Raw genomic sequence first — 18,905 nt, 5'->3', positions numbered from 1 at the left:
AACCATGAACCGCCTGCGTGCCTTGGCCGATCCGGCCCACCTCCCGGCCCTCGATCCCGCCTATGCCCGCCGCCAGCCGGCCCATGGCCTGGGACCGCTGGACCACAAACCGCGTATCCTGCTGCTCTACGGGTCGTTACGGGAACGTTCCTTCTCCCGGCTGGCGATAGAGGAAGCGGCACGTCTGCTGGAATATTTCGGGGCCGAAACGCGTATCTTCGACCCGTCCGACCTGCCTTTGCCCGATCAGGTGAAAGGCGACGATCATCCAGCGGTGCGGGAGTTGCGTGACCATTCCATCTGGTCGGAAGGCCAGGTCTGGTGCAGCCCCGAACGCCATGGCCAGATCACCGGCATCATGAAGGCGCAGATCGACCATCTGCCGCTTTCCATGGGCGGCATCCGCCCCACCCAGGGCCGCACCCTGGCCGTGATGCAGGTATCCGGCGGATCGCAGAGCTTCAATGCTGTCAATACGTTGCGCATCCTGGGCCGCTGGATGCGGATGGTCACCATCCCCAACCAGTCCAGCGTTGCCAAGGCCTTCCAGGAGTTCGATGATACCGGCCGGATGAAGCCGTCGGCCTATTACGACCGCATCGTCGATGTCATGGAGGAACTGGTCCGCTTCACCGTGCTGCTGCGGCCGCACGCCAACCAGCTGGTCGACCGCTATTCGGAACGGCGGGAGTCCGGCAAACCCCTCAATCCAGCCACCGATCTGGCAACATTGGCCGTCGGAGGTGGAGCAGATCGCACCCGGTCTGGGATCGCCGCCACCTGAAATCCCCAAAGCAAAACCCTGCCGAATTTCGACGGGGTTCGCCAGCAGCCTGAGGGGGATGGTGACCATCCCCCCGTTCTTCATTGCCGGATCACTTGATCAGGTAATCGACGATGCGGTCCGCACCATGCCGGATGGGGTCGCAGCAGGGCAATCCCGTCTCATCCTCGATCCGCCGGATGGCATCGTCGATGGTGGCCGGGGCCATGCGGCTGGTGTTGGCACTGACGCCGACGGCCCTGGCGGCGGGATTGGTCAGGCGCGCGGCCTCCACATTGCGGTCGATACAGGTCTTGAGGTCGGGTACCGGATAATCCAGCCCAAGCAGGTGGGTGCGGATGGGTTCGTGGCAGATGACCAGGGCATCAGGCTGGCTGCCATGGATCAGGCCCAGGGTCACGCCGGCATAGGCCGGGTGGAACAGCGATCCCTGGCCCTCGATCACGTCCCAGTGGTCGGGGTCATTGTCGGGCGACAGCCATTCGGCGGCCCCGGAGATGAAATCCGCGACCACGGCGTCGATGGCTACACCATGCCCGGTGATCAGGATGCCCGTCTGGCCGGTGGCGCGGAAGTCGGCCTTCAGCCCCCGCGCGCGCATGGCCTTCTCGATGGCCAAGGCGGTGTATTTCTTGCCGACGGCGCAGTCGATGCCGACCGTCAGCAGCCGCTTGCCGCTGCGCTTGACGCCGCTGCCCGGCACGAAGCTGCGCGTCGGCTGGCGCACGTCATGGATGGTACGCCCCAGACGGCGGGCGGTCGCCGCCACCTCCGGTATGTCGGCCAGCCTCTGGTGCATGCCGGCGGCCACGTCCAGACCGGCTTCCAGAGCGGCAACGATGGAGGCGACCCAGTGCGGCGGGATGAAACCGCCGATATTGACCACGCCCACGATCATGGTGCCCACACCCTTGGCCGCCGCTTCGGCCGGGCTCATGTCGGGGATGCCCAGATCAACGCCACAGCCGGGCAGCCGCAACTGCCCGATGCTGACCTCCGGGCGCCATTGGCGGATACCGCCGGCGGTCTTGGCGGCGCCGAATTCCCGCGCGTCGCCAAGGAACAAAAGAAACGGTGTCCGCAATTGATAGCTCCATCTGCTGCATGCCGGCGCGACAGCGCCTGATAGAGGGGATTGTGGCGCCGGTACCGCCATCGTCGCTTTGCCAGGAAGCGACGGCGCTTCGCCTTTCGGGGCGGCTGCGTAAAGTCCGGCCGATTAGCGAAAGGTACCGATCAGACGGCGAAGACGCCCCGTCGCGCCGTTCCTAAACTGTCGGCCAGATCGCGTGTCAGGGAACCTTCCGCAGATGAGCCTTTCCGTATCCGTCCCCAGCCGTTCCGACGCATTCGCCCTTGGCCGACTGGACGCCCATGATCAGGCGGCACTGGTCGTCGCCGGTGGGGTGTCGGCCGCCGAGTTGACGGAAGCCGCCATTGCCCGCATTGAGGCATTGGACCCGTTGCTGAACGTCATGACCCTTCGTGACTATGACGCGGCGCGTCGCCGCGCGGCCGCGGCCACCGGTCCGATGGCGGGTGTGCCGTGGCTGTTGAAGGATGGGCTGGACTATCCCGGCATGCCCAATCGCAGCGGGTCACGCTCGCGACGCGATGCGGCCGCGGGTTCCATCGACTTCCCCTTCACGCGTGGCTTCGACACGGCCGGCCTGATCCCGCTGGGCAAGACCAACGCGCCGGAATTCGGTCTGCTGCCCACAACCGAGCCTGTGCTGTATGGTCCGACCCGCAATCCCTGGGCCACCGACCGTTCGCCGGGCGGGTCTTCCGGTGGGGCTGCTGCCGCTGTCGCATCCGGCATGGTTCCCCTCGCCCATGCGGCCGATGGCGGCGGCTCCATCCGCATCCCGGCAAGCTGCTGCGGCCTGGTGGGGCTGAAGCCGGGGCGCGGGGCCAATCTGCGGGCCCGCGACCAGCATGTGATGGAAGACCTGCTGGCCTGTGACGTGCTGCTGTCGCGATCAGTGCGGGATGTGGACTGGGCCTTTGATGTCGGAGCCGGCCAGCCCCCCATGCCCGTGCGCCCGGTCCGCCGCCGCCTGCGCATTGCCGTCGTCATGGAAAATCTGAACGGCCTTCCTCCCATGCCGGAGGTGGCGTCGGTGATCGAGCGCACAGCGTTGCTTTGCGCGGGCCTGGGGCACATGGTGGAACGCAAGTCCCTGCCTGTCGATGGCCGGGCCGCCGCACGGGCCTTTGAAATCATCTGGGGTTACATGGCGCGCGAGGCGGTGACCGCGACGGCCGCCCGCCTCAGCCGCGCGGCGGCTGAGGTGCTGCTGGAACCATGGACGCTGAACCTGGCCACCTGGAGCAACGCGTTGACGGCCGACGATGTGGACCATCTCTATCGCACTGTGGGGATCGCGTCCGCCGGGATGGAGCGGTTCTTCCAGGATTACGACCTGATCCTGTCGCCAGTGCTGCGCCGACCGGCCCTGCCCATCGGCGATCTGGCGCCCACCTGTGACTTTCAGGAAATGATGGCGCTGATGTTCGATTACGTATCCTATACGCAGCTGCACAATCTGACGGGCAATCCGGCCCTGTCGCTACCGCTGTTCGTGGGCACCGACGGCGTGCCCATCGGCAGCATGTTCGCGGCCGCACGGGGGCAGGAGAAGCTTTTGCTGGAAATGGCCAACGAGGTGGAACTGGCATGTCCGTGGAAGGATCGCTGGCCGGATTGTTCGGTGGCCAGAGCGGCCGCGACGCCCGGTTGACCGGCGTGCGCAGAAATGGGGACCACTGGCAGGGAGGCGAGGCGGATGACCTATGAACGGTTGCGCAGCATGGCGGACATGATGTCCCGCCTCGACGATCCGGCGGACGGCGGGTGCAGCGTCGTCCGCACGGAGGACGGCTGGTGGCGCCAACTTGGCGCCGGCCTTGGATATCGGTACGAATATGATGCGAAGTTCGCCAAGGGCGGCTTTGATTTCTATCGTTTGGGCAACGGCATGTGCGTGGCCCTGATCGACCTTGTCGCCAACCGGACGATGCCGCGGCGGTACAGTTCGTCTGACTATCTGACCCTGACCGCCGTGCTGGATGGTGATCTGCGCCTATCCGGCGGCGGTGGCATCGGCGGGGAATTGTCCAACGGCTTTTGCACCGTCTACAGCATGCTGGCGGGTGATGAGCTTGAGACGGTCTATGCCCCGGGCGACCATCTGCGCTGGGTCACCGTCTATCTGGAACGCACGACCTTGTTCCACGTCACCGGACTGACAGCCAGGGATCTGCCGCCATCGATTGTGGATTTCGTGCTGAATGGTGGCAATCTGCCCTGCCGCAAGGTGCCATTGACGCGAGCGGCGTCATTGGCCGCACATCAGATGCTGGAGCCCCCGTTTCCCGGCAGCTTCCGTCGGGCCTTTCTGACAGGCAAGGCCCTGGAACTGGCCTGTCACATCCTGTTCAATCTGTCGCGGGAGGTGGAGAAGGCGGACGAGGGCCAGTTTTCCGCCGAGGATCACCGACGCCTGCAGCACGCCATGCGCCTTATCCGTTCCAACCTGGACCAACCCCTGAATGTGCACGAGATGGCAGAGGTCGTGGGCTTGACCCGACAGCGCCTGCAGCAGGGTTTCCGCATGGTCTATGGCGACACGGTCGGCCGTGTCCGGGACAAGATGCGCATGGAACTGGCCCTGGAACTGATCCGTGACAGCAAAACCTCGATGATCGAGATCGCGCTGGAGACGGGGTACGAGCATCCGGCCAGTTTCACCCGTGCCTTCAAGGCCGCCTTCGGCGTCTCCCCCATCCAGATGCGCTATCTGGCGCATGACGAACTGCGCGTGAAGAACACTCGCCGCAACCCACCAGCACCCGAGACCGAGGATGATTGACGCAGACGAGAAGCGCCGCCTGGAAGAACGCCATGGCCCTGCCTTCGACCCCGCGCTGCTCTTGCAGGCACGCCACCATACCCGTCAGGCCATCGCCGACATTGCCGCCCATGTCCGCCCCGGCATGGCGGAGGCCGATGCGCTGGAATTCGCGCGGGCACGGCTGAAGCAAGGGGGCATGCTGCGTGGCTGGCACGGCATTCATGTCCGTTTCGGGACCAACACGCTGAAGAATTTCGGGGAGCCATCGGAGCCCGGAATTGTGCTGGGCGATGACGACATCTTTTTCATCGATATCGGCCCCGTCTGGCAGGGATATGAGGGCGATGGCGGGGCGACCTTTGTCGTCGGCGGCGACCCAGACATGCAACGCATCGCCACCGATGTGCGTGCCGTCTTCGACGCCGTCCATGGGCATTGGCGTCGGGAGCGGGCCACGGGCATGGCGCTCTACCACTTTGCCGAGGCGGAGGCGGCCCGGTTGGGCTGGGTGCTGAACCTGGAGATGTCGGGGCACCGGCTGTCGGACTTTCCCCATGCGATCAAGCATAAGGGCGCCCTGATGGATGCCGATTATACGCCGTCGGCCGGGGCCTGGGTGCTGGAGATCCAGATACGTCACCCGACACGGCCCTTTTCTGCCTTTTATGAGGATATGCTGCTGGACTGATGGGGCTGTTACGCCCCATCGGCCAAAGCGCGAAGCCTCCGTCCGATCAGCGAAGCATGCCGTGCCCGGCTGCGATTGGATAGGCTCATCGAAAAAGCCGCTCCATGCCGCAGGAACCTTCATGAATATAAAGACGCTGCAAACCTATCTGGTGCCCGGGCTTGTCATCCAGGCGGTGCTGGTCGGCGGAGGATACGCGACCGGGCGTGAACTGGTTGAATTCTTCCTTTCCATGGGGCCCCTCTCGGGCCTTGCCGGCATGGCGTTGACGGCAGTCATCATCAGCGTCGGGTCGATGATCGGCTTCGAACTGGCCCGCCGCGACCAAGCCTATGATTACCGCAGTTTCATGGGCCTGCTGTTGGGCAAAGGCCGATTTCTGTTCGAGATCGTCTATTTCGCCGGCCTGATGCTGGTGCTGGCCATCGTGTCGGCGGCGGCCGGTGAACTGCTGTTTGATCTGTTGGGCTGGCCGCATCTGCTCAGCGCCTGTGTGTTCATGGCGGCGGTGGCGGGGCTGGTCTTCTTTGGCAACAGCGTGATCGAGAAGGTGATCTCCGCCTGGTCGATCATCTTCTATCTGACCTACGGTCTGCTGTTCGTTCTGGTGCTGGACCGGTTCGGCGACCAGATGGCCGCCTCCCTGACGGCAGCGCCATTCCGGCCGGCGGAGACGGCCTGGAATGCCATCTCCTATGCCGCCTATAACATCCCGCTGCTGCCCGTGCTGATCTTCGTGGCCCGCAATTTCAAGACGCGCCGGGAAGCCATGCTGGCCGGTGCCATCGCCGGGCCGCTGATCCTGCTGCCGGGCTTTGCGTTCCTGCTGACGCTATCGGCCTTCTATCCGGACATCAACCAATCGACCCTGCCGGTGCAGACCGTGCTGGCCCGGTTGGATAGTCCGGGCCTGTCGCTGGCGCTGCAACTGGTCGTCCTGGGGGCGCTGGTGAAAACGGGTGCCGGCCTGCTGCACGGGTTCAACGAACGGCTGGCTCGGCATTTCGCTGACATGAACCGGCCGCTGCACGCCGGACTGCGCCCGCTGGTGGCGCTTGCCGTCATGCTGGTGGCCATCGTGGCGGCGACGCGCATCGGCCTGGTTGACCTGATCGGCAGCGGCTACCGCTATTCGGCGCTGTTCTATATCGCCGTCCTGGTCATTCCGCTGTTCACCATCGGCGCCTGGCGCGCGTTCAAGCAGAAGGAAGATTGAGCCATGCGCCTGCATGCCCTGCTGCTCACCACCGCTCTGTTCCTGTCGTTGCCGGCCGCGGCCGACAGTGTCATCACCAATGTCCGCCTAGTCGACGGCACCGGGGCCACGGCCGTGGCGGGAGAATTGCGCATTGCCGATGGGCTCATCGCGGCGCTGGGGCCACAGGTCGGGCGCCGGCCGGGAGATGAGATCGTCGATGGCGGCGGTCAGGTCCTGGCCCCCGGCTTCATCGACAGCCACAGTCACCTGGACCGCACCATGTTCGCCACGCCCGACGTGCCGGGGGCGGTGAACCAGGGGGTGACGACCATCATCATCGGTCAGGACGGCTATTCAGAGCTGCCGACGGCGGAACTGAAGGCGCGATTGGGGGGCCGCCCTGTGGCCGTCAATGTCGGAACCTATTCCGGCCATAACGATCTGCGTCGCCGCGTCATGGGCGACGCCCGTGATCTGGCCGACGACGCGCAGCTTTCCGCCATGGAGAAGCTGCTGGCCGCCGACATGGATGCCGGGTCGATGGGCCTGTCCACGGGCCTGATCTATGTGCCGGGGGTATTCTCCGACACGCGGGAAGTATTGGCACTGGCCCAGGTCGCCGCCGCCCATGGCGGCCGCTATATCAGCCATATCCGCAATGAGGCCGACCAGATCGACGAGGCCATCGACGAATTCCTGCTGGTCGGCCGGACGACGGGCATGCCCGTGAAACTGTCGCACATCAAGATCGCCATCAGATCGAAATGGGGGCAGGCACCCGCCATCCTCGCACGTCTGGAGCAGGCGCGGGCCGAGGGGATCGACGTCACGGCCGACATCTATCCCTACGTCTATTGGCAGACGACCATGGCGGCGCTGTTTCCGGACAAGAATTTCAACGACCCGACCGGCGTGGCCCGCAATTTCCGGGAAACGACGCCGCCGGACAAGCTGATCCTGACGACCTTTCTGGCCGATCCATCACTGGTGGGCCGCAGCATCACCGAGATCGCGACCGCCCGTGGCGAAGATCCGGTCAAGACCTATCTGGACCTGATGGCCGAGGCCGCCACTTATCAGATGCAGCATCCCGACAAGGAACCGGTGGAACGTATCGTCGGCTTCAGCATGGCGGAGGAGGATCTGACCATTTTCCTGGCCTGGCAGCATACCAATATCTGCTCCGACGGGTTCGATGGCGGTCACCCGCGTGGCTATGCCACCTTTACCCGCATCCTGGGCCATTATGTCCGTGACAAGCATGTGCTGGGGCTGGAGCAGGCTGTGCACAGGATGACCGGCCTGACGGCGGCGCATCTGGGTATCAAGGATCGCGGCGTGTTGCGGCCAGGGGCGGCGGCCGACCTCGTCCTGTTTGATCCCGACACGGTCGCCGACCGCGCCACGCTGACCGACAGCAAAGCATTTTCCGCCGGCATCACCCAGGTTTGGGTCAATGGCGTGCCCGTCTATGCCGACGGCCGTACCCTGGGCGCCCATCCGGGCCGGTTCTTGGCCGCGGCCCCTCATGCACCCTGGGTCCCGAAGGGCCGCTGACCGCATCCCCCTCACCAATTCTCCTTTGCGAAGGAAGCCACCATGCGATTTGACGCCAGGGTGGAACGCTGGCCCATGCGTTCACCTTTCCGCATCTCCGGCAAGGAATTCAATACGGCAGAGATTCTGGTCGTCGATATCAGCGACGGTGACCGGGTCGGGCATGGCGAGGCCTGCGGCGTCTATTATCGCGGTGACGGGCCGGACCGGATGCTGGAGATGGCCTTGTCCGTGGGTGATGCGGTGGCCGCCGGCGCCGACCGCAGCGCCTTGCAGGACCTGCTGCCGGACTGTGGCGCCCGCAATGCCATCGACTGTGCGCTGTGGGATATGGAAGCCAAGCGCGCCGGCCGGCCCGTCTGGGCATTGGCCGGCCTGAAGGCGGCGGTGCCACTGCCCAGCTTTTTCACCATCGGCATCGACACGCCGGATGTGATGGCGGCCAGCGCGCGCGCCATGAGCCATGCCCGCGCCATCAAGCTGAAACTGTCGGGCGACGGGGAGGATGGGGCCCGCGTGGCCGCTGTGCGCGCCGCCCGGCCCGACGCCTGGCTGGCCGTGGATGGCAATCGCGGCTTCACCATCGACAGCATCAATGCCCTGGTGCCCATGCTGGAAGCCGCCGGGGTCAGGTTGCTGGAACAGCCACTGGCCATCGGGTGCGAAGCCGACATGGCGGGACTGGACGGTGCCATTCCCACCGCGGCGGACGAAAGCGTGCAGGTTGCGGATGACCTGCCGCGACTGGTCGGCCTGTTCGACATCGTCAACATCAAGCTGGACAAATGTGGTGGGCTGACCCATGCGCTGACCATGGAACGAATGGCGCGGGAACTTGGCTTCCAGGTCATGGTCGGCAACATGACGGGGACAAGCTGGTCACAGGCGCCGGCCTTCGTGCTGGGTCAGTTGTGCGACTATTGCGACCTGGATGGGCCAACTTTCCTGGCATCCGACCGCACCCCGGCGCTCTGGTACGCGGATGGTCTGGTCCATTGTCCGGATGAAGTATGGGGAGGGGCTCGATGAACAGGACTTTGAGGATGGTGGCCGCATCGGCCCTGGTGCTGGTGGCCGGTTGTGCCACGCCGCCGAAGCCGGAGGACGGTGGAATTGTGGACCGGATGGTCGATGTGCGCGGCGTGGCGATGCATTTCCGCCTCTATCCCGGCGGATCGCGGACCATCCTGCTGGAATCCGGCTCCGGCCTGGGCGCGGACACATGGAAGGATGTGGCGCCGCGTATCGCTCAGGCGACGGGGGCCACCATCATCGCCTATGACCGTGGCGGCATGGGCAGCAGCCCCGGCCTGTCCACCCCCTATGATATCCATGAGGAGATGGGCCGGCTGCATGCAGGGCTTTACGCCCTGGGCCGGGACCGTCACCTGACCCTGGTGGGGCATTCCTACGGCGGCTATCTGATCCAGCTCTATGCCAACCTTTATCCCGGTGATGTGGAGGCGATGGTCTATGTCGATGCCAACACCGTGACGGGCATCGATGGTATCGGCGGGGCGGCGAAGCTGGCGGAGGGCCGCATCAAGGCCAACGATGTGCCCGATCCCACCCCCTATCAATTGTCCAACCTACGCCTGTCGCATGGTCTGGTGCGCACGCAGGAGACGATGCGCGCCTATCCGCCCGTCTGCGGCATTCCCGTTTCCGTCATCACGGCGGGCGAGGTGTGGCCAGGCACGGCGCAGAGCGTGGTCGAGGGCTGGCGGTCCGGCCATCGTGAACTGGTGACACTGACCGGTGGCAGCGCGGTCCTGGCGGGGGGCGCCGGACACATGGTCCATACCGACAAGCCGGACATTGTCGTTACCACAGTCGCCGACACGTTCCGCGCCGCCAGCGGCAACCCCGCACGTCTTGGCGTGCCGGGGCGGGCTTGTGAAAAATGATCCTGATGACTTTTGTGTGAAGTCGACGGTCAGCCTGCGAAGATGAAGCTATTTCCTGCCGTTACGGTGCCTTTCAGCTAAGAACATATAATGAAGGGAACAGGGTATGAGCTTTATGAGGAAGACGGTTCTTCACACTATTCCGCTGCTGTCGCTTTCACTGTCCCTGACGGCACCGGCTCTTGCCGCACCGGAAGAAGCACCCATCCAGTTAGAGGAGATCATCGTCACCGCCACCAAGCGCGCCAGCCTGTTGCAGGAGACGCCCGTGGCGATTACAGCGATCACCGGCTCCACGTTGCAGGAGATGGGGGCAAAGGGGATGGATGATTTCTTCCGTACCGTCCCTGGTCTTGTCGTGCAGGAAGGGGAGACCGGTAGCGGTCGCGGGCGCATCGCTGTACGTGGCATCCGCAGCCAGGGTGAGGCCACGTTGGGCCTTTATTATGGTGAGACGCCGATCATCGGATCGAACGGCACGGCATCCGACCCCGGTGGTCGCACGGGCGACCTGGCCCTGTTCGATGTGCGACAGATTGAGGTGCTGCGCGGACCGCAGGGCACGCTGTACGGTTCCAGTTCAATGGGCGGCACGATACGCGTCTTGTTCAAAGAACCATCGACCCGCGGCGTCGCCTCCTCCGTCAGCAGCGAAGCATCCTTCACCAAGGATGGCGGCTTCAATTACGCCCTGCAAGCCATGCTGAACACGCCGCTGACGGAAACACTGGCCCTGCGCGCCGTGGTGTCCCGGCAGGAGAATGAAGGCTATATCGACCAGGAGACGCTGAACCGCAAGAACACCAACGACAGCGACCAGACCAGCCTGCGGGCGGCGCTGAAATGGGCGCCACGGGAGGATTTCAGCTACACGCTGACCGTCATGCGCCAGGACAGCGGCGTGGATGACAGCGCGCTTTATACGCGCTCGCTGGGTCTGTTCAATTCGAATGCCCCAACCCTTACCAACTATGATGAGGACTTCACCCTGGTCAGCGGCGAGGGGCGGCTAGACCTGGGTTTTGCCGAACTGGTGCTGGCGAGCGGCTGGCAGCAAAGCGGCACCGAACGCACGACAGACGGCACGGCAACCGCGCTGGCCTCCATCGCGGCACCGGCCAGTCCCTGCCGCATTCATTTCGGCATTTCCACGGCCTGCACTTCGGCGCAGCTGGCCAGCTATGTCACCTATGCCCGCACCCGGACGCCGGCCCTGTTCTATGCCGAGATGGAAAACCGCGTCATCACGCAGGAGGCGCGCCTGACCTCTCAGGGAAAGGGGCCGGTCCAATGGACGGCCGGCCTTTACTATGAAAAGCGCAATGACGATGTGGACAGCTATTTCGTGCTGGCGGATGCGTCGACAGGTGAACTGGTCACGCCCATCGACGTCACCTCCTATCGCTATGTCAATACGGACATGACCCAGGTCGCGCCCTTTGGGGAGGCGACATGGGAGGTTCTGCCCGACCTGAAACTGACCGGCGGCCTGCGCTATTACCATTATGAGAAGACGGTGGCCGGTGAAGTCGTGATGCCCGGCGGGCCCAGCTATCAGTCGGCCAGCCCCTATACCGAGACCAAGACGACGGAAAGCGGCACCATCGGCAAGGCCAGCCTCAGCTACCAAGCGACCGACGACATCCTGCTCTATGCCACGGCCTCGCAAGGTTTCCGGCCCGGTGGGACCAACAACACGCCCAATATCCCCACGGACCTTGTCACCTACGAGTCCGACAGCCTTTGGAACTATGAGGCGGGTATCAAGACCGACTGGTTCGGCAAGGCGCTCAGCGCCAATCTGGCGGGGTATTGGATCGACTGGGACAATATCCAGGTTTCCACCCGCACGGCGGATAATGTCTTCTCCTTCATCACCAATGCCGGGGCCGCCCGTACGCGTGGCGTGGAGTTGGAGATGAACGCCCGTCCCGTGACCGGCCTGACCCTTACGGCCACGGTGAACTACACGGACGCTGAGCTGACGCAGGATCAGGTGAACAGCAGCTCCCTGCCCTCCAGTTCCATCGGCCGGGCCGGCGACCGCATCCCCTATATACCGCGGTGGAGCGGGTCGGCGTCCGCCAGCTATGAGTGGGAGCTGACTGGCAGTCTGGCTGGTCTGGCCCGGCTGGATTATTCCTATACCGGCGACTACCCCAACACTTTCCGGCCAACACTGGCCACCTACAAGGTGATTGGCAGCTACCACATTCTCGGCGGCCGGCTTGGTGTGAAGGCGGATGGCTGGAGCGCGTCCTTGTTCGCCCGCAATCTGTTCAACAGCCGAGCATCCACCTTCACCGACGGGTCCACCCGCTATGTTGCGGTCAGGCCACGAACCATAGGTGTATCGCTCAGCGCGGATTTCTGATCCTCGGCTTACCGCCGCCCCAATCAGGTACAGGGTCAGAACCCGATTGGGGCGGCGCAATAGAGCGTAAAATGTGGTTGAGCAACACCGCTGCGACGGTATTGAAGGTTACGGAATAACGCGTCGCCCATTCTTGAACAGACTGACCGCAAGGGACAATGCCAGGCGGGACGATGAGAATGGGATCGCCAATGTGCCGGTCATGCCTCGGCGATAACAGTGACGCACAGCCCGTCCAGGGCCGGAGACAAGGCCACCTGGCAGGACAGGCGGGATGTCGGCGTGACGTTGGGCAGGGCCGCCAGGAGATCCTGTTCATCGTCCGATGGCGGTGACAGGGCGTCCACAGGCCCCCCCGTCACCGCCACATGACAGGTGGCGCAGGAACAGCAGCCGCCGCACATGGCCAGCAACCCAACCGCCCCGGCATCACGGATGACGGACATCAGGCTCTGCCCGGCCGTCCCTGCCAGCGGCATGACGGTACCGTCGGTATCTTTGATGATCAGCCGAATACACATTGCTGCACCTTTACATCACCGGAACGCGCCGCGATTTCCAGCGCCTGGCGGAGCACGGCGCGGTCACCGACATGGTTGGCCAGGATCAGGATCAGCCGCGCATTCAATGCCTGACTGTCGGCATCGTTGCGGCCCTGATGCGCGTCCAGCAATTCGGCATAGAAACCGTCGGCGTCGGGGATATTGGGGGTCAGGATCAGGTTGCTCATGCGTGAAACCCTGTGGCCTTGCGGTGGGCGGCGGCGATGGCGGCGGCATAGGGGCGGTGCCAGCGCGCCGCCACATATTGGTCGGGCCGGAACAGGTAGGCCGATCCCTGGATCATACCGTATCGCTGGCCGGCGGAACTGTCGGCGGCAACAGACAGAAGCCGCACGCCATCGGGTAGCGGCCCGTCCCAGCCATCGGCCATCAGCACGAATTCCCCGCCCAGTCTTTCCAGCAGCCACCCATCCCCCAGCGCCGCATCCAGGGCCGGGCTGCCCGGCGGCACACCGCCGTTCCAGTCATCGGTGTCGGCACTGTTCAGCGGCCCGTCAGGGTAGCTGACCGGGGTGGACAGGCGGCCGGAATTCACCATGGGCCGGGCGAAGGGACAGTGCCCCGCCAGGTCCAGCACCGCCTCGCGGAACAGGGCGCTGACCGGCGATTTCGGGGTCAGGAAATCGGTGGATCGGCTGGAATTCAGGATGTTCTCATCCGCCGTTACGATGGCCTCGTGATCATAGCTGTCCAGCAGCCCTGGTCCGGCCCGGCCGCCCAGCACGAGGTCCAGCTTCCAGCCCAGATTGTCGATATCGGCCAGCCCGCCATTGCAACCACGCGCGCCGAAGGGCGACACCAGATGCGCGCTGTCCCCGGCGAAGACCACGCGGCCATGCAGGAACCGCTGCATGCGCCGACATTGGAACGTATAGAGACTGCTCCAGACCAGGTCATAGGCCACATCATCGCCAAGCATCGCCGTCACCAGCCGGCGGACATTGGCGGGGTCCAGCGCCGTGTCCCGGTCGATGTTCCATCCCAGCTGGAAATCCAGCCGCCAGACATCATCCGGCTGCCGGTGCAGCAGGGCCGACTGGCCGGGATTGAAGGGCGGGTCGAACCAGAACCAGCGTTCCGCTGGCCGGTCGCCCGACATGCGGATATCGGCGATCAGGAAATGATCCTCAAACACCCGCCCTTCGAAATCCAGGCCCAGCAGGGACCGCACCGGCGACCGGCTGCCATCGCAGGCGATCAGCCATTGCGTGCGCAGCGTATAAGGCCCCTGCCCCGCCTCCACGCTCAGTTCCACCCCGTCATCGTCGGGCCGCACGCCCGTGACCGCATGGCCCCAGCGGATATCCACATTGGGCAGGGCGGCAACGGCCCGCCACAGATATTCCTCCACATGATATTGCTGGATATTCACAAATCCTGGCCGTTTCTGGCCTTTCACGGGCAGCATGTCGAACTGGTAGAGAGGTTCGGTGCCACCATGGCGGAACACCTTGCCGACATTCCAGACCACGCCCTTGTCCGTGATGGCGTCGCCCACGCCCAGCCGGTCGAAAATCTCCAGCGAGCGCTTGGAAAAGCAGATGGCCTTGGATCCGGCCGGGATGAAATCCAGACGGTTCAGCACCACGACCCGATGCCCGCGCCGGCCCAGATCCAGCGCCATGGCCAGACCGACCGGCCCGGCCCCCACGATCACGATGGGAACCGTCCCTTCAATGGGGTCGGGTATCGGGCTGGCGCCGACAGGCCGCCAGACGGGGATATTGCCTTGCGCAGCCATGGCTCACCCCTGCAATTGCGCCCAGACGGCGCGGTCGCGTTCCATGGTCCAGATGCGGGGCCAGTCGATGCCGTCCAACTCGTCCCACAGGCGCTGCACATTGAAGGGCAGGCAATGTTCGAAGATGGGCCAATGGCCGAATTGCGGGGACAGCGCCCTGTGCGTCGCCTCGAACGCCTGCTTCAGGGTGCCGCCGGCCGCATGCACCGGGCCGACTTGGGTAATCATGCCGGTCAGGAAGCCGCGCGTCTGTTCGATGGCGGCATCCACTGCCTCGCGCCCGCAGGCCACGGCCCCGCGCCCGCCCACCAGCCTTTCCGCGTTGAAGGCCTTAACCCGGTCAAGCGTGGCCGCCGCCCATTCCATATGGAAGGCATCGCCCGTGTAAAGGGCCGCCTGCGCCTCCACCAGATCGCCCGCGAACAGCGATTTGGACGTGCCGTGCCAGGCGACGACGTCGCCGGCCGTATGGCCGCGCCCGCAGAAGCGCAGTTCCAGCGTGCCGCGCGACCCGCCCAGATCGATCTCCACGCCGTGATCAAAGGACAGGTCGGGGAAGGTCAGACCCGGTATTTCCTCGGCCCCCTTGAACAGGCGGGGCATGCGTCCCTGTTCGCTGTCCCAGTCGGCCTGACCGCGTTCATGGATCAAGGTGCGCGTGGGCGCGCTGGCCAGCACGATCTGCGCCCCGAAACCGGCGGCACCCAGGGCACGCACGGCATGGTAATGGGTCAGCACCAGATAGCGCACGGGCTTGTCCGTATGCTGGCGCAGCTTGGCCAGCCAGTCACGGGCCGCCGACGGCGTGGCGCGGGCATCGATGGCAATCAGGAAATCCTCCCCCTCCACCGCGCCGACATTGGGGTCGCCTTCCGCCGTCAGGGCATAGACCCCGTCGGCCAGCACCTCCAGCGTCTCCTGCTTCTCGCCCAGGTCGGCGGATGATGCGAATGCCTTGGCCATACCAAGCTCCCCCTCGGATTTATTGATGACAAGTCAACCATATCGGCACAGACCGCCTTGCAGGGGAGCAGATTGATCCATTCAGATCGTTTGGCGCAACCCACAAGGCGGTCTGTCGCGACAGCCGCAACCAGCCTATCCGTGACGGCACACAGCGGCGATGCCGTCGGCAACGCGCTCGACATTATCCGCCGTCAGGCCGGCGACATTGGCCCGTCCTGTACCGGTGATATGCACATGGTGATCCGACCGCAGGCGCGCCACCGCGTCCGGCCCGATGCCCAGCAAGGCGAACATGCCGCGCTGGCGGCCCAGGAAACCGAAATCACGCTCGCACCGGTCGGCCAGCAGATCGACCAGTCGGCTGCGCATGCCATTGATGCGGCCGCGCATCTGGCGCACCTCCTCCCGCCATTGCGCCTTCAGGGCCGCATCGCCCAAGATATGGGCCACGATGGCGGCGCCATGATCAGGCGGCATGGAATAATTGGTGCGAATGATCGGCATCAGATGGGCCTGCGCCAGGTCGGCCGCCGCCGCCGTTTCCCCGACCAGCGTCAGGGCCCCCACCCGCTCCCGGTAAAGCGCAAAATTCTTTGAGCAGGAACTGGCGACCAGCATTTCCGGCAGCCGGGCCGCCAGCAGACGCATGCCCACCGCATCGGCATCCAGCCCATCGGCAAAGCCCAGATAGGCAAGGTCGATCAGCGGAAAGGCGCCGGTCCGGGCCAGCAGGTCGGCGATCTGCGCCCATTGCCCCGCATCGGGATCAGCACCCGACGGGTTATGACAGCAGCCGTGCAGCAGCAGCACATCGGCCCGATCCATCCCCGCCAGCGTCTCCATCATGGCATCGAAACGCAAGGTCCCGCGCGCCACGTCATAATAGGGATATGTCACCACCGTGTGCCCGGCGGCGGTAAAGATGGCGCGATGGTTGGCCCAGGTCGGATCGGGAATGAAGACCCGCCCACCCGGCCGCAGCCGGTGCAGGAACTCCGCCGCCAGACGCAGCGCACCCGTTCCACCGGGCGCCTGAACCGTGCGCGCCCGCCCGGTCAACTCCGTCGCTTCCCCGAACAGCAGATCGCGGATCAGCCGGTTATAGTCGGCATTGCCGGCCGAGGAGAGGTAGCTTTTGCTCTGCTGATTGGCCAGCAGCCAGCTCTCCGCCGCCTTGACGCTGGGCAGGATGGCCACCTGCCCCTGCCCGTCCTTATAGACGCCGATGCCCAGATCGACCTTGTGTGGGCTGAGGTCGGCAGCGAACAATCGCGCCAGACCCAGGATCGGGTCCTGCGGCGGTTCAGATAGATGTGCAAACATGTCGCGAGCCTCCATTTGTATCGTATTACGAGACGTTATCTTGATTGACGTGACAAACCTAACGTGTTTCAGTGCAAAAACCAATCGGCAACAACAATAAGGTGCCGACCCCATGGGGGAGCCGGCGCCATGGCATGGAGATGGCTGGGTATGTCTGAGGCTGGGTATCCGCCGGAGGATCGGCGGGAAATGCTGGACGCGCGCTGGAACGTGGCCTGCGCCTTCCTGATCTTCTTTGCGACATTGGGCATTCCGGCGATCATGATCCCGGTGCTGTACGCGCCGATCATCGATGAGACGGGCTGGTCGCGCGGCGATGTGGCGCTGCTGACCTCCGTCAAATTCGGGGTGGGCGCGGTCGCCGCCTATCTGACCGGGCATCTGGTGGAACGGTTTGGTGTGCGTCCCGTCACCATCGCCTGTGCAATCATATCCGGCTGCGCACTGCTGCTGATGCCCCTGGTCCACAGCCTGTGGACGCTCTATGTTGTCGGCGCGCTGCTGGGGATCAGTGCCCTGGGTGTGACCACGGCGATGAAGATCTTTGTCTCGCAATGGTTTTCCCGCCGCCAGGGGCTGGCCATCGGTATCTCGCTGATGGGCACCAGTTGCGCCGGCGTGATCGTGCCTTATACAACGACGCTCCTGTCGCAGGCGGTGGGCTGGCGCATGACCTGCGCCCTGATGAGCCTGGTGATCTGGCTGGTGGCCCTGCCCTTCTTCATCTGGCGCGCGCGCGAACGCAGCAGCGATCAGGTGGCGGCCACCGCCAAGCATGACGCCGCCACCCATGGCGCCGCCCCCAACTTCCAGGAGGTGCGCTTCACCCGTGCCTTCATCGTGACGGCGCTTATCTGCTTCCTGGTCGGTGCGGTGGATCATGGTCTGGCGGCGCATCTGGTCATCTATTTCGACCGGGACCTGCATCTGGGCGCCAGCGTGGCCGCCATCGGCTTCTCGGTGGTCATGGTGATGAGCAATATCGGCAAGCTGGCCTATGGCTGGGTGTTCGACCGCTTCTCGCTGAAGGGGGTGGCGGCCTGCTGGTTCCTGGTCACTGTCGGCGTGCTTATGACCCTGCCCATCGAAGGCATCGTGACCCTGGTCGCCTTTGCCCTGGTCTATGGGCCGACCCAAGGCGGCATGCTGATCAGCGTGCCGGTGATTGCCAAGCATTGTTTCGGCCCCCGCGCCATGGCCCGCGCCATCGCCGTGCTGACCACGGTCTTCATGGCCGGCAGTTCGGCCGGTCCCGCCATGGCCGGATATCTGCACGACCTGCTGGGCAGCTACACCGTCGCCTTCCTGCTGTTTACGCTGGCCGCATTGGCGTCGGGCGTGCTGACCCTGACGCTGAACCCGCGCTTCCACGCGGCGTTCAAGAACAAGGGATGAGGACAGATGACAGGCAACAGCATCACCGCCCTGGTGCGGGGCCTGGGATTGGAACTGCCCAGCCCGCGCATCCCCCACGCCGATTTCATGCCCTGGCAGCAATGCGGCACCCTGCTGCATATTTCCGGACAGGTTTGCCAATGGCAGGGCGAACGCCGGTATGTCGGCAAGGTTGGCCGGGACTTGTCGCTGGAAGACGGGATCAAGGCGGCGGAACTGTCGGCCCTGAATATCCTGATGTGGTTGGCCCAGGCCGTAGATGACGACGCAGATCGGGTGATCCGTTGCCAGCGGCTGGGGGGCTTCGTCAATTCCGTGGAGCCGTTCGACGGACAGGCACGGGTCATGGGCGGGGCATCGTCGCTGATGGTGCGGCTGTTCGGGGATCGCGGGCGGCACACGCGCAGTTCCATCGGCGTCTCCATGCTGCCCTTCAACTTCGCCACCATGGTGGAGGCGACGTTCGAGGTGACGGCGGACGGTGATGGGCGGGGGGCGCCGCGCCCTTGATGATGAGCGACGAAATAGTATCGCTATGCGAAACATTGTCTC

At 64.6% G+C, this 18,905-nt stretch carries 17 protein-coding genes; 11 read left to right on the top strand and 6 right to left on the bottom strand.

The genetic code is table 11. The features are described 5' to 3' along the window. Window positions 1–4: 4 nt before the first annotated feature. Window positions 5–784, top strand: a complete 780-nt coding sequence (arsH, locus tag AC1Q7F_RS20355) for an arsenical resistance protein ArsH (RefSeq protein ID WP_492510258.1) — start codon at window positions 5–7, stop codon at window positions 782–784. Between the two features lie 91 nt (window positions 785–875). Here the strand turns inward: arsH and dgcN are convergent, their stop codons facing one another. Then, on the bottom strand, window positions 876–1,868 hold the full coding sequence (dgcN, locus tag AC1Q7F_RS20350) for an N-acetyltransferase DgcN (RefSeq protein WP_492510256.1): 993 nt from the start codon (window positions 1,866–1,868) through the stop codon (window positions 876–878). A 226-nt stretch (window positions 1,869–2,094) separates the two neighbouring features. Here dgcN and AC1Q7F_RS20345 point away from each other — a divergent pair, with 226 nt between their 5' ends. The 8 genes from AC1Q7F_RS20345 to AC1Q7F_RS20310 all read left to right on the top strand — a co-directional run bounded on the left by AC1Q7F_RS20345 (window position 2,095) and on the right by AC1Q7F_RS20310 (window position 12,365). Further along, complete coding sequence (locus AC1Q7F_RS20345) at window positions 2,095–3,528, top strand: amidase family protein (RefSeq protein WP_492510254.1); 1,434 nt, start codon at window positions 2,095–2,097, stop codon at window positions 3,526–3,528. 45 nt (window positions 3,529–3,573) lie between these two features. Continuing rightward, entirely contained in the window at window positions 3,574–4,659 is a 1,086-nt protein-coding gene (locus AC1Q7F_RS20340) for a helix-turn-helix domain-containing protein (RefSeq protein WP_492510252.1), read from the top strand. Next, a complete protein-coding gene (locus AC1Q7F_RS20335; protein ID WP_492510250.1) occupies window positions 4,652–5,329 on the top strand; it encodes a M24 family metallopeptidase in 678 nt (225 codons plus the stop codon). The genes AC1Q7F_RS20340 and AC1Q7F_RS20335 overlap by 8 nt, the downstream gene beginning before the upstream one ends. Before the next feature lie 121 nt (window positions 5,330–5,450). Further along, the gene (locus AC1Q7F_RS20330) at window positions 5,451–6,545 is read left to right on the top strand and encodes a YkvI family membrane protein (protein WP_492510248.1); all 1,095 of its coding nucleotides are present in this window, start codon (window positions 5,451–5,453) and stop codon (window positions 6,543–6,545) included. 3 nt (window positions 6,546–6,548) lie between these two features. Beyond that, window positions 6,549–8,084: an N-acyl-D-amino-acid deacylase family protein gene (locus AC1Q7F_RS20325; protein WP_492510246.1), complete on the top strand. Its 1,536-nt coding sequence runs from the start codon at window positions 6,549–6,551 to the stop codon at window positions 8,082–8,084. Between the two features lie 75 nt (window positions 8,085–8,159). Beyond that, entirely contained in the window at window positions 8,160–9,113 is a 954-nt protein-coding gene (locus AC1Q7F_RS20320; protein WP_492510244.1) for a dipeptide epimerase, read from the top strand. After that, complete coding sequence (locus tag AC1Q7F_RS20315) at window positions 9,110–9,991, top strand: alpha/beta fold hydrolase (RefSeq protein WP_492510242.1); 882 nt, start codon at window positions 9,110–9,112, stop codon at window positions 9,989–9,991. Before AC1Q7F_RS20320 ends, AC1Q7F_RS20315 begins: the two co-directional genes overlap by 4 nt. Before the next feature lie 115 nt (window positions 9,992–10,106). Next, complete coding sequence (locus tag AC1Q7F_RS20310) at window positions 10,107–12,365, top strand: TonB-dependent receptor (protein WP_492510240.1); 2,259 nt, start codon at window positions 10,107–10,109, stop codon at window positions 12,363–12,365. Window positions 12,366–12,565: 200 nt separating this feature from the next. On the opposite strand, the gene AC1Q7F_RS20305 is transcribed toward AC1Q7F_RS20310, so the two are convergent. From AC1Q7F_RS20305 to AC1Q7F_RS20285, 5 genes are all read right to left on the bottom strand, one after another. After that, on the bottom strand, window positions 12,566–12,886 hold the full coding sequence (locus AC1Q7F_RS20305) for a 2Fe-2S iron-sulfur cluster-binding protein (protein ID WP_492510238.1): 321 nt from the start codon (window positions 12,884–12,886) through the stop codon (window positions 12,566–12,568). After that, entirely contained in the window at window positions 12,871–13,095 is a 225-nt protein-coding gene (locus AC1Q7F_RS20300; RefSeq protein WP_492510236.1) for a DUF2783 domain-containing protein, read from the bottom strand. Before AC1Q7F_RS20300 ends, AC1Q7F_RS20305 begins: the two co-directional genes overlap by 16 nt. Further along, window positions 13,092–14,669, bottom strand: a complete 1,578-nt coding sequence (locus AC1Q7F_RS20295; protein WP_492510234.1) for an FAD-dependent oxidoreductase — start codon at window positions 14,667–14,669, stop codon at window positions 13,092–13,094. The genes AC1Q7F_RS20300 and AC1Q7F_RS20295 overlap by 4 nt, the downstream gene beginning before the upstream one ends. Window positions 14,670–14,672: 3 nt before the next feature. After that, entirely contained in the window at window positions 14,673–15,632 is a 960-nt protein-coding gene (locus tag AC1Q7F_RS20290; protein ID WP_492510232.1) for an MBL fold metallo-hydrolase, read from the bottom strand. A gap of 135 nt (window positions 15,633–15,767) precedes the next feature. Beyond that, on the bottom strand, window positions 15,768–16,958 hold the full coding sequence (locus tag AC1Q7F_RS20285) for an amino acid aminotransferase (RefSeq protein ID WP_492510230.1): 1,191 nt from the start codon (window positions 16,956–16,958) through the stop codon (window positions 15,768–15,770). A 150-nt stretch (window positions 16,959–17,108) separates the two neighbouring features. On the opposite strand from AC1Q7F_RS20285, the gene AC1Q7F_RS20280 reads away from it, so the two are divergent. Beyond that, window positions 17,109–18,353, top strand: a complete 1,245-nt coding sequence (locus AC1Q7F_RS20280; RefSeq protein WP_492510228.1) for an MFS transporter — start codon at window positions 17,109–17,111, stop codon at window positions 18,351–18,353. 6 nt (window positions 18,354–18,359) lie between these two features. Continuing rightward, window positions 18,360–18,863, top strand: coding sequence for a RidA family protein (locus AC1Q7F_RS20275; RefSeq protein WP_492510226.1), 504 nt, complete (start codon window positions 18,360–18,362; stop codon window positions 18,861–18,863). The last annotated feature ends 42 nt before the right edge of the window (window positions 18,864–18,905 follow it).

The sequence above is a fragment of the Niveispirillum sp. GW835-FHT14G11 genome (assembly GCF_058793615.1).
This window is presented reverse-complemented; position numbering and strand designations above follow the sequence as displayed.

Coding starts and splice junctions, on each gene's coding strand:
- arsH (WP_492510258.1), top strand. CDS start 5: ATGAACCGCCTGCGTGCCTTGGCCGATCCGGCCCACCTCCCGGCCCTC.
- AC1Q7F_RS20345 (WP_492510254.1), top strand. CDS start 2,095: ATGAGCCTTTCCGTATCCGTCCCCAGCCGTTCCGACGCATTCGCCCTT.
- AC1Q7F_RS20340 (WP_492510252.1), top strand. CDS start 3,574: ATGACCTATGAACGGTTGCGCAGCATGGCGGACATGATGTCCCGCCTC.
- AC1Q7F_RS20335 (WP_492510250.1), top strand. CDS start 4,652: ATGATTGACGCAGACGAGAAGCGCCGCCTGGAAGAACGCCATGGCCCT.
- AC1Q7F_RS20330 (WP_492510248.1), top strand. CDS start 5,451: ATGAATATAAAGACGCTGCAAACCTATCTGGTGCCCGGGCTTGTCATC.
- AC1Q7F_RS20325 (WP_492510246.1), top strand. CDS start 6,549: ATGCGCCTGCATGCCCTGCTGCTCACCACCGCTCTGTTCCTGTCGTTG.
- AC1Q7F_RS20320 (WP_492510244.1), top strand. CDS start 8,160: ATGCGTTCACCTTTCCGCATCTCCGGCAAGGAATTCAATACGGCAGAG.
- AC1Q7F_RS20315 (WP_492510242.1), top strand. CDS start 9,110: ATGAACAGGACTTTGAGGATGGTGGCCGCATCGGCCCTGGTGCTGGTG.
- AC1Q7F_RS20310 (WP_492510240.1), top strand. CDS start 10,107: ATGAGGAAGACGGTTCTTCACACTATTCCGCTGCTGTCGCTTTCACTG.
- AC1Q7F_RS20305 (WP_492510238.1), bottom strand. CDS start 12,886: ATGTGTATTCGGCTGATCATCAAAGATACCGACGGTACCGTCATGCCG.
- AC1Q7F_RS20300 (WP_492510236.1), bottom strand. CDS start 13,095: ATGAGCAACCTGATCCTGACCCCCAATATCCCCGACGCCGACGGTTTC.
- AC1Q7F_RS20295 (WP_492510234.1), bottom strand. CDS start 14,669: ATGGCTGCGCAAGGCAATATCCCCGTCTGGCGGCCTGTCGGCGCCAGC.
- AC1Q7F_RS20290 (WP_492510232.1), bottom strand. CDS start 15,632: ATGGCCAAGGCATTCGCATCATCCGCCGACCTGGGCGAGAAGCAGGAG.
- AC1Q7F_RS20285 (WP_492510230.1), bottom strand. CDS start 16,958: ATGTTTGCACATCTATCTGAACCGCCGCAGGACCCGATCCTGGGTCTG.
- AC1Q7F_RS20280 (WP_492510228.1), top strand. CDS start 17,109: ATGTCTGAGGCTGGGTATCCGCCGGAGGATCGGCGGGAAATGCTGGAC.
- AC1Q7F_RS20275 (WP_492510226.1), top strand. CDS start 18,360: ATGACAGGCAACAGCATCACCGCCCTGGTGCGGGGCCTGGGATTGGAA.